The 14228-nt window shown below is 35.0% G+C and carries 16 protein-coding genes and 1 pseudogene; 2 read left to right on the top strand and 15 right to left on the bottom strand.

The genetic code is table 11. The features are described from left to right. Positions 1-12 precede the first annotated feature (12 nt). Genes LLA01S_RS03910 through rpsJ form a run of 4 tightly spaced genes read right to left on the bottom strand, consistent with a single transcriptional unit; the run spans position 13 to position 1908 of the window. Entirely contained in the window at positions 13-306 is a 294-nt protein-coding gene (locus LLA01S_RS03910; protein WP_011836026.1) for a 50S ribosomal protein L23, read from the bottom strand. Further along, positions 306-932, bottom strand: coding sequence for a 50S ribosomal protein L4 (gene rplD / locus LLA01S_RS03905; protein WP_011677162.1), 627 nt, complete (start codon positions 930-932; stop codon positions 306-308). Before rplD ends, LLA01S_RS03910 begins: the two co-directional genes overlap by 1 nt. A gap of 25 nt (positions 933-957) precedes the next feature. Next, complete coding sequence (rplC, locus tag LLA01S_RS03900; protein ID WP_011836028.1) at positions 958-1581, bottom strand: 50S ribosomal protein L3; 624 nt, start codon at positions 1579-1581, stop codon at positions 958-960. Positions 1582-1599: 18 nt separating this feature from the next. Then, positions 1600-1908: a 30S ribosomal protein S10 gene (gene rpsJ / locus LLA01S_RS03895; protein ID WP_003129973.1), complete on the bottom strand. Its 309-nt coding sequence runs from the start codon at positions 1906-1908 to the stop codon at positions 1600-1602. Positions 1909-2241: 333 nt separating this feature from the next. On the opposite strand from rpsJ, the gene mscL reads away from it, so the two are divergent. Next, a complete protein-coding gene (gene mscL, locus LLA01S_RS03890; protein WP_011677163.1) occupies positions 2242-2607 on the top strand; it encodes a large-conductance mechanosensitive channel protein MscL in 366 nt (121 codons plus the stop codon). A 38-nt stretch (positions 2608-2645) separates the two neighbouring features. Here mscL and LLA01S_RS03885 read toward each other — a convergent pair whose 3' ends face one another. The 10 genes and pseudogenes from LLA01S_RS03885 to LLA01S_RS03840 all read right to left on the bottom strand — a co-directional run bounded on the left by LLA01S_RS03885 (position 2646) and on the right by LLA01S_RS03840 (position 12893). Beyond that, the gene (locus LLA01S_RS03885; RefSeq protein ID WP_011677164.1) at positions 2646-3935 is read right to left on the bottom strand and encodes an MATE family efflux transporter; all 1290 of its coding nucleotides are present in this window, start codon (positions 3933-3935) and stop codon (positions 2646-2648) included. Further along, positions 3932-5422, bottom strand: a complete 1491-nt coding sequence (gene thrC / locus LLA01S_RS03880) for a threonine synthase (RefSeq protein ID WP_061777879.1) — start codon at positions 5420-5422, stop codon at positions 3932-3934. The genes LLA01S_RS03885 and thrC overlap by 4 nt, the downstream gene beginning before the upstream one ends. 98 nt (positions 5423-5520) lie before the next feature. Then, positions 5521-6078, bottom strand: a complete 558-nt coding sequence (nusG, locus tag LLA01S_RS03875) for a transcription termination/antitermination protein NusG (protein WP_011677166.1) — start codon at positions 6076-6078, stop codon at positions 5521-5523. 206 nt (positions 6079-6284) lie between these two features. Further along, positions 6285-6479 carry a preprotein translocase subunit SecE gene (gene secE, locus LLA01S_RS03870; RefSeq protein WP_011677167.1) on the bottom strand — a complete coding sequence of 65 codons (195 nt, stop codon included), beginning with the start codon at positions 6477-6479 and terminating at the stop codon, positions 6285-6287. 111 nt (positions 6480-6590) lie between these two features. Continuing rightward, on the bottom strand, positions 6591-6740 hold the full coding sequence (rpmG, locus tag LLA01S_RS03865) for a 50S ribosomal protein L33 (RefSeq protein ID WP_011677168.1): 150 nt from the start codon (positions 6738-6740) through the stop codon (positions 6591-6593). A gap of 40 nt (positions 6741-6780) precedes the next feature. Continuing rightward, complete coding sequence (locus LLA01S_RS03860; RefSeq protein ID WP_061777878.1) at positions 6781-8598, bottom strand: acyltransferase family protein; 1818 nt, start codon at positions 8596-8598, stop codon at positions 6781-6783. Between the two features lie 101 nt (positions 8599-8699). Next, positions 8700-10931: a PBP1A family penicillin-binding protein gene (locus tag LLA01S_RS03855; protein WP_061777877.1), complete on the bottom strand. Its 2232-nt coding sequence runs from the start codon at positions 10929-10931 to the stop codon at positions 8700-8702. Between the two features lie 385 nt (positions 10932-11316). After that, positions 11317-11952, bottom strand: coding sequence for a DUF421 domain-containing protein (locus LLA01S_RS03850; protein WP_011677171.1), 636 nt, complete (start codon positions 11950-11952; stop codon positions 11317-11319). Positions 11953-11969: 17 nt separating this feature from the next. After that, positions 11970-12401: a DUF3290 domain-containing protein gene (locus tag LLA01S_RS03845; RefSeq protein WP_011677172.1), complete on the bottom strand. Its 432-nt coding sequence runs from the start codon at positions 12399-12401 to the stop codon at positions 11970-11972. A 114-nt stretch (positions 12402-12515) separates the two neighbouring features. Next, positions 12516-12893 (bottom strand): annotated as a pseudogene (locus LLA01S_RS03840) (pyridoxamine 5'-phosphate oxidase family protein). Positions 12894-13086: 193 nt separating this feature from the next. Here LLA01S_RS03840 and LLA01S_RS03835 point away from each other — a divergent pair. Then, on the top strand, positions 13087-13959 hold the full coding sequence (locus tag LLA01S_RS03835; protein WP_014573331.1) for an RluA family pseudouridine synthase: 873 nt from the start codon (positions 13087-13089) through the stop codon (positions 13957-13959). Between the two features lie 63 nt (positions 13960-14022). Here the strand turns inward: LLA01S_RS03835 and LLA01S_RS03830 are convergent. Continuing rightward, the coding region (locus LLA01S_RS03830) for an IS3 family transposase (RefSeq protein ID WP_155719840.1) at positions 14023-14228 on the bottom strand (206 nt) is incomplete at its 5' end.

Below are 14228 nucleotides of genomic sequence, written 5' to 3'. Positions count from 1 at the left end.
TTTCCTCCTCTATTATTCTGCGTCTTCGCCGAAGATTTCAATTGTTTTAGAATCTTCAGTCAAAGTAACGATAGCTTTTTTGTAGCCTGATTTAGTACCAGTATATTTACCAACTCGTTTAGATTTTGGTTTTACGCTGATAGTATTTACTGAGGCAACTTTTACATCAAAGACAGCTTCAACAGCTTGTTTGATGAGAAGTTTATGCGCACGTGAATCAACTTCAAAAGTGTATTTCTTTTGATCCATTGCAGCCATAGAAGCTTCAGTAATGATAGGTTTACGGATGATATCATAAAGTGACATTATGCAAGAACCTCCTCAATTTGTGTCAATGCTGATTGAACCACAAGGAGTTTGTCAGCAGAAACGATGTCAAGTACAGATGCTGAATTAGCAGTTGTAACTTTCACGTTTTCAAGATTGCGTGCAGAGAGTTCTGCAAATTCGTTACCTTCGTTTGGAAGAACCACAAGTACTTTACGTTCGATTGAAAGTGCTGAAATTACTTTTGCAAATTCAGCAGTTTTTGGAGCTGCAAAGTCAAGTGTATCAACAGCGATTAATTTACCATCAGCAACTTTTGTTGAGTAAACTGATTTAAGCGCCAATTGACGAACTTTTTGTGGAAGTTTGTAAGCGTAGCTACGTGGGTTCGGTCCGAAGACAGTACCACCACCACGCCATTGTGGAGAGCGGGTAGAACCTTGACGGGCACGACCTGTACCTTTTTGACGCCATGGTTTTTTACCACCACCAGATACAGCAGAACGGTTTTTGTGTGCATGTGTACCTTGGCGAAGGCTAGCGCGTTGTGAGATTACAACGTCGAATACGACAGATTCGTTTGGTTCGATACCAAATACTGAGTCGTTAAGTGTAACTTCACCAGCTTGTGAACCATCTTGTTTAAATAATGATACTTTTGCCATTATAGATTTCTATCTCCTTTCCTTCTTATTTAGCTTTGATTGCTGATTTAACAACAATCAATGATTTCTTAGCACCTGGGACATTACCTTTTACAAGGATAACGTTCTTTTCAGGAAGCACTTGTGCAATAACAAGGTTTTGTACAGTAACGCGTTTGTTACCCATACGTCCAGCAAGTTTTTTACCTTTTGGAACTTTGTTAGCTGCAACAGGACCCATTGAACCAGGACGACGGTGGTAACGTGAACCGTGGGCCATAGGACCACGTGATTGACCATGACGTTTGATTGGGCCTTGGAAACCTTTACCTTTAGAAGTTCCGGTAACATCAACAACATCTCCGGCTGCAAATGTATCAACAGTGATTTCTGCTCCTACTTCAGCGCCTTCGAGTCCTTTGAATTCACGAACGAAGCGCTTAGGAGTCGTATTAGCTTTAGCAGCATGACCTTTGGCAGGTTTGTTGGTCAAAACTTCACGAAGTGTATCGAAACCAACTTGAGTTGCTTCGTAACCGTCTGTTTCGACAGATTTAACTTGAAGAACTGTGTTTGGAGTCGCTTCGATCACAGTAACAGGAATTAATTCACCGTTGTCTGTGAAGATTTGAGTCATTCCCACTTTTTTCCCTAAGATTCCTTTTGACATGAGAATTACCTTTCTTAATTAGAGTTTAATTTCGATGTTTACACCACTTGGCAAATCGAGTTTCATAAGTGAATCAACAGTTTTTTGTGTTGGTTCGATGATGTCGATCAAGCGTTTGTGTGTACGCATTTCGAATTGTTCGCGTGAGTCTTTATATTTGTGAGTCGCGCGGATAACAGTGTAGACGCTACGGTCAGTTGGAAGTGGAATTGGACCACTTACTTCTGCGTTTGTACGTTTAGCAGTTTCTACGATTTTTTCTGCAGCTGCGTCAAGGATACGATGTTCGTATGCTTTCAAGCGAATGCGAATTTTTTTAGTTGCCATTTTTTCTCCTCTCGTCTATTGTATTCAATAGGCTAGCTCCACGGGAAAACCGACACGTTAGGTATGGCAATACCTTCGGGTGTGTCGCAACCTCTCGTTTCGTCGCTACATACTGTTTTTAACAGCACTTGTCTATTCTATCAAAGGAGATGTGCCTTGTCAAGGACTTTTTAGACTTTTTTTATTCTTTCCAGTTCTTTTTATATATCTTTTAAAATTTTAAATAAAATCAATGAATTTACTGAAAAAGACAAGAACCCACACTTTGTCATCTTTAAACTTTTTGATATAATTTGATTAAAGGTTTTATAAACTATTTATATAGGAGGATTTATGTTAAAGGAATTTAAAAACTTTATTTTGCGTGGCAATGTCTTAGACTTGGCCGTTGGGGTTATCATCGGGGCAGCTTTTACTGCTTTAGTTAAATCTTTGGTTGATAATTTGATTAACCCTTTGATTGGAATGTTCGTCCAAAGCAGCGCTCTTGCCCACTTATCAGTAACTGTTGGTAAGACTAAATTTACTTACGGAGCTTTCTTAAACGATGTTATCAATTTCGTCATTACAGCTTTTGTTATTTTCGTTCTTATAAAATTTATCAACAAACTTTTCCCTAAAAAGGAAGAAATTGTTGAAGAACAAAAAAACGAAGAATTGGAAACTCTCCAAGAAATTCGCGACTTGTTGAAAAAATAATAAAAATACTGACAAAATCTTGTCAGTTTTTTTATTGATTAAATTTCTGTTATGAGTGTTTTCTTAAATTTTATCTTAAGAAAAACGAATCTAAAAAAGTTATCAAGCAAGACCGCTAACCAAACACCTTCTAAGCCTAGCTTCAATACTAAAGCTAAAAATGCGCCTAAGATTAACCGAATGCCAAACATGCCTAAAGTTGTTGCATAAAACGGAAGTTTGGTATTTCCAATTCCTTGAAAAGCCGCCGTATAAGTCGTCGCTCCTGTGACGAAGAAAGTCGCTAAAAAAGAAAATAAGATGACTATCGTACTTGCGCCCATGGCAATCCTATCAGTAGTAAATAAATGATTTAGCATATTGGCTGTCAGTAAAAGAACTAATCCAATGACAAACATCATACTTGTTGCCAACCAGTAAGTTTTTTTGATGTAAGATTTAATATTTTCAATATTATTTTCAGCGGTTGCCTGTGCTACTAAAATCACTGTCACGGTTGCCATTCCAAAGACTGGCATATAATTAAATTGTGTAATGCTCTCGCCAATTGCATTCCCCGCAAAGACACGTTCTCCTAAACGGACAATAATCATCATGATTAATAAATCACCCAATCTCATGGATAATCTTTCTCCTGCCGCAGGTAGACTTAGCTTGATTAACTGACGATTGAGTTTTACTTTATAAAATTGAAGACTGGGCCGTTTTTCTTTTAATTTATAATAGAGGAAAGCTGTCCCAATTACTCTGGCAAGAACTGCTCCAAGTGCCGTTCCTAAGACGCCTAAATGAAAAACAAAGATAAAAACAATTGAAAATAATAAATTTAGAACACTTGCAAAGAAAGACGCCCACATGGGTGTCTTTGTATTTCCATCAGCCCGTAAAAAGGCTCCAAAAGTTGTCATTAAAGCTAAAAGAACAATCAAACCACCCACTAAACTCAGATAAATGATTGAAAGTTCTAAAACTTGCTGACGAGCCCCCAACAAATAAAGAATCGGTTGAGCAGCAAAAAGGGAAAATAGACCAAAAACTAAACCGATTAAAACGGTGAGTTTAGTTGCAGAATTAATTAATTCCTTTAGCTTTTCTTTTGCCTTTTTTTCAATAAGTACCTTGGCAAATAAACTTGAAATAATTGTTCCTAGGGCGATAAATATTGCCTGATATACCGTAATTAAATTATTCGCAAGAGAAACTGCGGCCACAGCAGAAAGACTAAGGTGAGCAACAATCATTGTATCACTCACACCAACTAACATTTGCAAGAAATTTTCAATAATCGCAGGAAGGGCGAATTTTAATATTTCTTTATTTGTTTTCATTTTAAACCAAGGTATTTCTCTACTTCTTTTTGCATTTCCTGAACTGGAACTACTGTATGATGCAAAATTTCAGCTTTTTCAAGTCCTAACACAGCTTTGGGTAATGGAATACCACTGAGTTTTTCAAGTGATTTAACGGCAGCAAAATCATCTATCTTCTCTGACAAGTCCGTTCCTGACTTTTGAAGTCCTTCTAAAACAACTTTAGGGAACTTATAAGGGCTGGCAGTGCTGACAACAACTGTTTTTTCTTTTGGTTGAATTTGATGATAGACATAGTTTGCAACCGCTGTGTGGGGGTCAAGAACATAGTTTTCATTTTCAAAAGTTTCATTAATTTCTTGGGAAATTTCTTCTTCTGATGCCCAGTCAGCTATAAAACCTTGTAACTTACTCATCATTTTTTTAGAAATTTGATAATGACCTTCTGCTGACAAAGCTGTCAGTAAAGCCAAAGTCTCATCATCATTCTCGTCAGTTAAATCAAAAATCAATCGTTCAAGATTTGAAGAAACCAAAATATCCATTGACGGTGAACTTGTCACATAAAATTCTCGATTTTTATCATAAAGTCCTGTTTTGAAAAAGTCTGTCAGCACATTATTTTTATTTGAAGCACAGATGAGCTGATGAACGGGCAAGCCCAATTTTTTAGCATAATAAGCGGCTAAAATATTTCCAAAATTTCCTGTCGGAACTGAAAAATTGATTTTTTCTCCGTCAGTAATTTGACCAGTTTTGACCAGTTGTGCGTAAGCATAAATATAATAAGCGACTTGCGGAATCAAACGTCCAATATTCATTGAATTTGCTGACGAAAATTGTTTATTATTTTTCAAAAGTTGATCATGTAAAACTTTGTTATTAAACATTTCTTTTACTGCTGTTTGAGCTTGGTCAAAATTTCCATCAATTCCAACAACGTGAACATTAGCCCCTTTTTGGGTCAGCATTTGTTGCTCTTGAATATGGCTGACACCACCTTTGGGATAAAAAACAATAATTTTTGTTTGGGGCACATTAGCAAAACCAGCCATTGCGGCTTTTCCTGTATCTCCAGAAGTTGCAGTCAAGATAACAATTTCATTGGTCACACCATTTTTCTTAGCCGCTTGGGTCATTAAATGAGGTAAGATAGAGAGTGCCATGTCTTTAAAAGCAATCGTTTCACCATGAAAAAGTTCAAGAATATAGTGATTCCCAAGTCTTTTAAGCGGTGCAATTTCCGGACTATCGAATTTTTCTCCGTATGCTTTTGTAACCATTGATTTAATTTCGTCAGCAGAAAAATCATCAAAAAATGCTTTCAAAACAAGTTCAGCAATTTCTTGATAAGAAGCGTTTTTTAATTTTTCAAAGTCTAAATCAACTTTTGGGAAGTCAACAGGAACAAAAAGTCCACCGTCTTCTGCCAAACCTTGCAAGATAGCTTGTGAGGCTGTTTTTTTATTTGATTTATCCCGTGTTGATTGATAAAAAGTTACCATGATATTTATTCCCCAATCACATTTTTTATAATTATAACAAATATTCTGTAAACTCGCAAAAAGCCACGAATTCTCGTGGCTTTTTTTATAATAATTAATTAGGCTTGAATATCTTCGATTTGGTGCATGTCCAATTCAACTGGAGTTGCACGACCAAACATATCAACAGTCAAAGTCAATTTATCGCCATTGATTTCAGTAATTGGCGCTTCAAATCCTGAAAAGGCTCCATCAACAATACGGACGCGTTTGCCAACAAAAACGTCAAAGTCGATTTCACGAACAACTTTGCCCATACCAACCAAGATATCTTGGATTTCTTGTTCAAAAAGTGGTGTAGGTTTTGAACGGTTCCCGTGTGAACCAACGAATCCAGTAACGTTTGGTGTATTACGCACGATAAACCACGCTTCATCAGTCATGTTCATTTCGACCAAAACATATCCTGGGAACAAGTTTTCTTCAACGTCTTTCATTTTACCGTTCACTTCGGTACGAATTGTTTCCGTTGGAATTTCGACGCGCAAGATTTTATCTGCCATATTATAAAGTTCAGCACGTTCAAGCAAATCTTCTTTGACTTTACGCTCATAACCTGCATAAGTTTGAATAACAAACCAACCTTGGTCAAAACTTACTAAATTATTATCTTCCATTTGAAATACCTCTGTATTTATTTTTTTACGTAATTAGTGAAATCCCAGCTGACAGAGCTTCTAGAGCATTTCTGTCAGTAATTTGGGTACAAGAAAAAGGGCCAAGCCCTTATCAGATAATATTATTATATCATATTTATCTTGAATTAAAAGAACTTTTGTCAGTTAAGAAAAGAAAAACCTGTCAAAAATGACAGATTAATCGCTTATTTGAGAAATGGTACCAAGTGGCTAACACTAAATGTAATTCCATGTTGAGTTACCCAATCGAAAATTATGATAAACACCAAGAAGAAAGCTGTATATTCAATGACCATAAAAAAATCACGAACAGATTGTTTTCTGCTTGGCCAAGTTGTCAATTTCATTTCTTCAACAATGCTACCAATAAATTTAAACATAACCTTTTCCTATCCCTGCCACATTATTACTGACAGAGTCCATTTCTTATTAAAAGTTTACTGACAAGTCTGTCAGTTCGACGTGTTCAAATCCTATTAAAGTAATACGATTTAACGCGTTTCTTTGTGCAATGTGTGTTTGCCACAAGTACGGCAAAACTTTTTAACTTCAACTCGTTTTTCTTTCGCTACTGATGAAAGATTGAGTGTATAATTTCGTGAACCACAAACGGTACACGCTAATCCAGCTTTTCTTAACATATTATCTCTTATTCTATCAAAAATTATTTACAAGCGCAAACTATTTTGCTACCTTAATCAGACTGTTTGCCACCAAAGTCGCGTATTCTTCTGCACCTGTTCCTTTTGGATGGATATTGTCACTGTAAAACCATGCGTTATGACCCGATGCTTTTTTATTCCAATCAATAATTTTTAAGTTTTTATATTTCTTAGCCGTTTTGGTCAGTAAATTATTATTAGGTTTTGCCCAAACTCGATCGGCATGAATGTTCATCCAATAGACTGGTTTATTCCCTGCAACCTTCATTGCGGCTTCAATTTCAGATTCTTTAATTGTTCCATTTGTTCCCAGACCAATCAGATAAGCATCTGGATTAGGCATTTTAGCCTTAGCATTCGTTAAATCTGTTGCAAGCGACTCGGCTTGACGACCAACTGCTGCATTAATATACATATGTGGGAAGACCTCTTGCAAATTTGTTGAAGCGGCAACCATGACCGAATCTCCAAGTGCTAGAACATTCATTTGTGAAGCTTTTTCAGCAACAACTGGTTGAATTTCATATTTTTCTGCAACTGTCTTCAAAGACAGAGGAACCTTGTTATTCGCTTCGGCTAATTGTTTCTTTTGCAAAGCAACTTGTTGGGCCATGATTTTTTCTTCAATAAGTCTTTGGTCATGTGGTGAAGGAGGTGAAAAAATTATGAAACCTAAACTTATCAGAATAAGTCCAGAAAGAATCATTGGTCCAATATTCTTTTTCAACTTCCAGCCTTTTTCTCGGATGAAATTTTGAACAATTTCAAAAACATTACTATAATCAAAACGCTGTGTAGGCAACTCAATCAAACGATATGACAGTTCAGTCAGGATAAGAATGAGCGCTAATTGCCAAATCAAATTGTACCAAGAAGTTGGTGCTAATACTTTAGCCTCAGCAAAGGCAAAAACAGGAAGTTGCCAAAGATAAATTCCATAAGAACGCGAACCAATGTATTCAAAAACAGGATTTGAAAATAGCTTGTTAGCTGGTAGACTTGGGTGTGCCACTAGTGCTACTAATATAACGCTTGCTAGACTGGCCAGCCACATTCCGCCATAGTAAGCGAATGTCCCTTGAGCCGGCATGAAGATATAAGCAACCAATAGAACTAAAGATAAGCCAATGATCAGCTGCCAAGCAATCTTAGTTGCCTTTTTATTAACCTTATGCGAAAGTTTATTTAAAGGCCAGATGAAAGCTAAACTTGCCCCCATCATTAAGCTAAAGAACCGCGTATCTGTTCCATAATAAACCCGTGTTGGGTCAGCCCCAGGAACAAAAAGCACCGCCATCAAAATTGCTGAAAGAATAGCTAAAACATTAGCAATGATAAAAATTCGACCCCGTTTTTTAACAAATTTAAGTAATACAATTAAAAGCAAAGGCCAGATGATGAAAAATTGTCCTTCAATTGCTAAGTAATAAATATGTTTAAAGGGCGAAGCCCCAGCAATATCAGCGAAGTAAGAACTTCCTTGCGAAATTTGCCACCAGTTCTGCACTGAAAAAACAGCCGAAAGAAAGTTTGAACGTAAGCCAGCCCATAAATTAGGTTGGAAGATAATAATATAAGGTGTGACAAGAAGAAAGATTGAGATTAATAAAGGATAGAGTCTTTTAATTCTTCTGCCCCAAAACTTCCAAATATTAATCTTTTTACTTCTTTCGTACTCCCTTAAAAGAGAGTCCGTCACCAAATAACCAGAAAGGACAAAGAATAAAACGACACCAAGAAAACCGCCCTGAACATGATTTGGCCAGAGGTGATAAAGAATAACCGTTAAAACTCCAATAGTCCGTAATCCATTAAAACCTGTGACGTAACGCTTCATTTTCCTTCTCGATTTCTATCTTTATTCTTTAAGTTCATTTTGTCTTAAAACTACTACGCTTTCTTCTTAATTTTATCATATTTTCAGTGTTTTTTTTACTTTTAGTTGCCAAAAACCCCTTTAACTTTATCCCAAGCATTTTTAGCTGCATCACCAATATTTTTACCAATTTTACCTAGGTCCAAACCATTGGAATCAGAAGATGATGAAGTGCTAGAACTAGAGCTTTCTGGAGTATTTCCAGTCGTATTCGCTTCTGCCTGTTCTTGGTCTACAATATCATCTTGATATTGTCTTTGTTGAGTCCAATAAGGTTGTTGAGCTGCAACGCCTGCCTGAGCATAAGGGTTTTCAACTGTGAAAGGTGTTCCTTTGGTGTAAGGCAACATATAACTTGCTTCCTGACGGAAAATTACTGACGTTTGTCCTTCTGATGAACCTGTCAATTTATATTTACCATCAGAATAACCAACCCAAAGCGCCATCACAACATCTGGAGTATAACCGACTACCCACTGGTCTTGGTCTTCGTTAGTCCCTGTCTTACCTGCCAAAGTATAAGATTTAGGTGAAGCTTTCCAAGCAGAACCATTAGTGTAAGTCCCTAACATCATTTGAGTCATTTTATCGGCAGTATCTTTACTAACGACACGTTTTTTGTTTACTTTTGCCGTTTTAACGACTTGACCAGCTGCATTTTCAATTTTAGTAATGAGATGCGCATCATTCATTACTCCACCATTGGCAAAAGCTTGATAAGCCTGAGCAATTTGCCATGGATTTGTTTCAACTCCTGCGCCAAGAGCCGTTGGTAAAACATCATTTTTACTATTTAAATCCAAACCAAATTCACGTCCCAAAGCATTTCCAACTTTTGGACCAATGGCTTGATAGGTATTTATGGCTGGAATATTATATGAATTGGCTAAAGCCGTATACATCGGAATTTGTCCTCGCCATTGATTATCAAAGTCCGTTGGTTTCCAACCATTATAATCAGCCGGAGAGTCATCAACTGTTTTGTCAATTGACCAACCCGCTTCAATTGCAGGAGCATAGACAATCAATGGTTTGATGACCGAACCGGGAGAACGTTTAGACATTGTCGCATAGTTATAATCAGTAAAACTATTAGAACCTTCTGTATTAACATTACCCACGAGAGCATTAACAGCTCCTGTTTTTGGATCAATTGCCACCGATGCTGACTGGGCATAGGTTCCATCTGCTGCTTGTGGGAAGAAGCTTGGATCCGCATAGGTTTTTTGTAAACCTGACTGCATATTTTGATCCATTCCCGTATAAATTTTATAGCCATTATTCATAATTTCTTGTAAGGTTAAACCATACTTACGTTCAGCCTCAGAAATTACCGCATTATAGTAGCTTGGATATTTGTACTGACTACTTTTAGATTGATAATTATCTTGCAATTGAGCTTGTAAATCAACCTTCATAAAGCTATCTGCTTGTGATTGCTCAAGATAGCCAGCATTAACCATGTTTTGTAAGACGGTATTGCGACGGTCGGTGGCATATTTTCCCTTTTCATATAAAGGATTATAAATTTCAGGACCTTTTAGCATTCCGGCAAGACTGGCTGCTTCATCAACAGTTACTTCACTGGCTGGAACTCCAAAATATTTCAAGGCTGCATCTTGAATTCCCCAAACCCCATTACCAAAGTAAGAGTTATTCAAATACATATCTAAAATCTCATCTTTGCTATAGTGTTTGTTAATTTCAAGAGCCAAGAAAAATTCACGCGCCTTACGGTCAATGGTTTGTTCTTGAGTCAAGTAAGCATTTTTAGCCAACTGTTGAGTAATTGTTGAACCACCCCCAAAACGACCAAGTGTTACTGCCGCCAGAGCAAAACGTTTCAAATTAACCCCGTGGTTTTCATAAAAGGTTCTATCTTCTGTTGCCACTACAGCATTCGTAATATTTTTAGAAATTTGGTCAATCTTAACAGGAGTTCCCTTTTGACCATAAAGATTTCCAGCTTCATTATTATCTTTATCATAAATAACTGTCTGAGCAGAAATAGAACTTTGTAGAACCTTCACATTTGCTGTTTTAGCCAAGTAAAAAAGATATGAGCCTGTCGCAACGATCGCTACCAAAACAAAAATAATTGTAATTTTTGTTAAGTTATAACGTTTCCAGAAACGTTTTATCGATCTCATAAATTTACCAAATTTAGTTTTAGCTGGTTTTTCTATTTCTTCTTCAAGTTTTTTTTGTTTTTTAGGGCGTATTTTAGGAATTTTTAAACTTTTCTTTCCTGTTTCTTTTTTACTACGCCGACTGAAATTCTTATTTTCAGGCATCTATACTTCCCTCAGATATTTTTTATTTCTATACTTACTCAAATGAATACATCAATATCTTATTTTAATACTTTTCCGATTTTTTTCCTTACATATTTGTAAGACCTCTAGTTTTCATCTTTTCAGTTTTGCTTATTTTATCAAAAATCCCTTTGGACTACAATATAAATTTGTAAAACGAAAGGGATTTATGTTTTATTATAAAGATTTCTAAGGATTTTTCAATTGTTTTACTTACAGTATCAAAATTCTATTTATAAAATTTATATCTTTATTATCAATATAGCGACAATAAATAATCATCTTTTGAGACTTTTATCATTTGTAAATCCATCTATAATTTAGCTAAATTTAAATTAAAAGAAAAGTATTCACCTGCTAATATTTACTTTGTATATCCGTAAAGCTTAAGTTCACCTGATAAGTATTCACCTAAATAAATTTCCTTGATTTGGTTGTACCCTTGCAGATTAATTTGTTGTTCAAGCCAAACTTCATCTTTATCAATTAATTCGAGAACGTCAAAATTTGCTTGTCCATCAACAATAATTGGATATTTAATATTTTCACCGCCAAATTCAATCAATGTCAATTGACCATTTTGCTCTAAAATAGCTCTTTTAACATTATGTATCTCATAGATACCATTGGAACGTAATTTAAACATTAATTCATTAGCAGAGATTCCATTTCTGAGGCATTCATTTACTCTAACTTTCCCATCTTGAATTAGAGTCAAGGGTTTACCATCAATGATTAATTTTACATAGCGATTGTGCTCCTTTGCAAATTTCAAAATTAATACTAACAGCGTCCATATGATTAGAACCAAGACAAATTGTAAGACCGTAATAGAATCATTATAAATGACTCCACCAATAATTCCACCTAAAACATAATTTTGAACTTGGTCCATTGCTGATGAGGGAGCAAGATTACCTTTACCCATTAAATTTATTTGAATAATTAAACAAATAATCCCTAAAGCAAATTTTAATATTATTGGACTGTATAATTGCATTATAACTCCTAAATTTTTTATTTTTCTGGATTAATCAAGTAACTTTTGGTAAGGGTATATGATTGCTGATCAGTACTAAGATTAACTTTATAATAATCACCTTTTATTTTGACAATCACGCCATCAGCTAATTGTGTGGAATTAACAAAAATATTATTTTTATCCGTTCTTTCATTTTTAGCGACTCTTTCAATGAATCCAACCATCTGTGAAGATTGAGTATGCTTAGACTGGTTAATTTGATAATTGGAATATTGTATACCGATTTCTAAAATAATAAATAATAATAAAATAATACTAAGATCTCTATATTTCGTTTTAATTCTATGCTTAATATATATAGCAAATACAATAACAAGAACTACAAGACTCCCAAAAATAAAGATATACCGAAGATAATCGCTAAGTCCAGCTTGAGATTTTAAAAATTCAATATCATAAAACTTCATGTTCTCCCCCCTTAATAACTATTATATTAAAAAAATAATTAATAAATCATTATATAATTATTCAAAAACTCATTTAATTTTATAGATAATCTTTCATAAGATGAAAAATTATCTTTATAATAGTTGCTCTACTTCCAACGGAGTAAGTTCAAGAACTGCTCTTAAAAATGGATATTTCTCTTTCATCATCGCATAGTCTGGACCACTTGAAATAAGTTTTGCTTTAGCACTCACCCTAAAGCCAATCCCTTGATAGCCATTTTTACCTTCGACTTCTCTAACCCCAAGCATAAGATAAATTGTATCATTTACTTTAATGTCTTCTTCTAAATAATGCATCCCTGCCGCTGGTGCCAATATCCGTTCATCATTGGTAAGATGTAAATAAGAAATCCATGTTCCCGTAACATGTGGATGATTGTCAGACCCTCATGAAGTTAAGGAAACTGACCCTTCATATTCTAATGTCTCTTTAAATTTTTTTGTTAGCATTTTTTCTCTTTCTATAATTCCACTCATAATATTTATCATTTTTTACACTTTGAGTTATTTTTATTACGTATTTTTAAGAAGATACTTTGATTATAACAAACCTAGAGTTAATTGAAAAGTAATTCTTTCGATATTCACAATTTGAGCTCTTTATATTTTGGGGGCAACTAAAAACTTATAGTATAATGTGATTATGGAATTTAACTTCATTTTACCCGAAAATTTTATCCCACAAGTTCTTTCAGATTTACTTGAAAAAACTTGGCTCGTCCCGCGTAAACAAAGACATTTTTTACGAATGAAAAAACATGCTTTAGTCAATGATCAAATAATCGATGAAAATCAACTCCTTCATGCTGGAGATAAGGTGACTCTTATTTTTGATAAAGAAGATTTTTCAAATTTGTCATTAAAATTTGGCTCAGCCTCCTTAGCAGATATTCTCTATGAGGATGAACATTTGATTGTAGTCAATAAACCTGAAGGAATGAAAACTCACGGAAATACAGCTGATGAAATTGCTTTACAAAATCATGTTGAAGCAGCAATTAATCAAAATGTTTTTGTGGTTCATCGACTTGACCAGGCAACTTCTGGAGCTGTTTTATTTGCCAAAAATCAATTCGTACTGCCAATTCTTGGAAAAATGTTTGAAGAAAATAAAATTCATCGTGAATATTTAGCTCTTGTTGCTGGTCATTTCTTAGAAGAAACCTTTACCATCAACCAAGCCATTGGACAAAATCGTCATGAAAAGAATAAACGAATCATTTCTAAACATGGGCAAAAAGCAATCACACATGTTCAACTTATACAAAATTTTACTGACAAAAGTTTAGTTAAATGTATTTTGGATACAGGACGAACACATCAAATTCGTGTTCATTTATCCTCTTTAGGTCACCCTATCATTGGAGATGCATTATATGGGCAAAAAAGCACCTCACGCTTGATGCTACATGCTGAAAGCATCATTATCCCCCATCCCTTCACTAATCAACTTTTAAACATTTCGGCACCGAGCCCTAGCTTTTCAAACATTCTAAATAAAATAAAAAAGAAGTAATTTCTGATGTGAACCCCAAAAGCTAGACTTTTTAGACAAGAATAATTTCTTGTCTTTTTTTTGTTATTTTGAATAAGTTAAACGATATTGGATTGGACTCATCCAGTTCAATTTTTTCTTAATTCGTTTCGTGTTGTAATAGTGAATCCATTTAGTAATCGCTTGTTCAAGTTCTTCAAATGAATTGAAAACATGACCATAGTAGATTTCTTGTTTAAGCAAGCCAAAGAAGTTCTCCATGACTGAATTATCATGACAGTTACCTTTGT

The sequence above is a fragment of the Lactococcus cremoris subsp. cremoris NBRC 100676 genome (assembly GCF_001591705.1).
Lineage (GTDB): Bacteria > Bacillota > Bacilli > Lactobacillales > Streptococcaceae > Lactococcus > Lactococcus cremoris.
This window is presented reverse-complemented; position numbering and strand designations above follow the sequence as displayed.

Excerpts from the sequence above, each read along its gene's own strand:
- LLA01S_RS03910 (WP_011836026.1), bottom strand. The coding sequence starts at position 306 with ATGTCACTTTATGATATCATCCGTAAACCTATCATTACTGAAGCTTCT.
- rplD (WP_011677162.1), bottom strand. The coding sequence starts at position 932 with ATGGCAAAAGTATCATTATTTAAACAAGATGGTTCACAAGCTGGTGAA.
- rplC (WP_011836028.1), bottom strand. The coding sequence starts at position 1,581 with ATGTCAAAAGGAATCTTAGGGAAAAAAGTGGGAATGACTCAAATCTTC.
- rpsJ (WP_003129973.1), bottom strand. The coding sequence starts at position 1,908 with ATGGCAACTAAAAAAATTCGCATTCGCTTGAAAGCATACGAACATCGT.
- mscL (WP_011677163.1), top strand. The coding sequence starts at position 2,242 with ATGTTAAAGGAATTTAAAAACTTTATTTTGCGTGGCAATGTCTTAGAC.
- LLA01S_RS03885 (WP_011677164.1), bottom strand. The coding sequence starts at position 3,935 with ATGAAAACAAATAAAGAAATATTAAAATTCGCCCTTCCTGCGATTATT.
- thrC (WP_061777879.1), bottom strand. The coding sequence starts at position 5,422 with ATGGTAACTTTTTATCAATCAACACGGGATAAATCAAATAAAAAAACA.
- nusG (WP_011677166.1), bottom strand. The coding sequence starts at position 6,078 with ATGGAAGATAATAATTTAGTAAGTTTTGACCAAGGTTGGTTTGTTATT.
- secE (WP_011677167.1), bottom strand. The coding sequence starts at position 6,479 with ATGTTTAAATTTATTGGTAGCATTGTTGAAGAAATGAAATTGACAACT.
- rpmG (WP_011677168.1), bottom strand. The coding sequence starts at position 6,740 with ATGTTAAGAAAAGCTGGATTAGCGTGTACCGTTTGTGGTTCACGAAAT.
- LLA01S_RS03860 (WP_061777878.1), bottom strand. The coding sequence starts at position 8,598 with ATGAAGCGTTACGTCACAGGTTTTAATGGATTACGGACTATTGGAGTT.
- LLA01S_RS03855 (WP_061777877.1), bottom strand. The coding sequence starts at position 10,931 with ATGCCTGAAAATAAGAATTTCAGTCGGCGTAGTAAAAAAGAAACAGGA.
- LLA01S_RS03850 (WP_011677171.1), bottom strand. The coding sequence starts at position 11,952 with ATGCAATTATACAGTCCAATAATATTAAAATTTGCTTTAGGGATTATT.
- LLA01S_RS03845 (WP_011677172.1), bottom strand. The coding sequence starts at position 12,401 with ATGAAGTTTTATGATATTGAATTTTTAAAATCTCAAGCTGGACTTAGC.
- LLA01S_RS03835 (WP_014573331.1), top strand. The coding sequence starts at position 13,087 with ATGGAATTTAACTTCATTTTACCCGAAAATTTTATCCCACAAGTTCTT.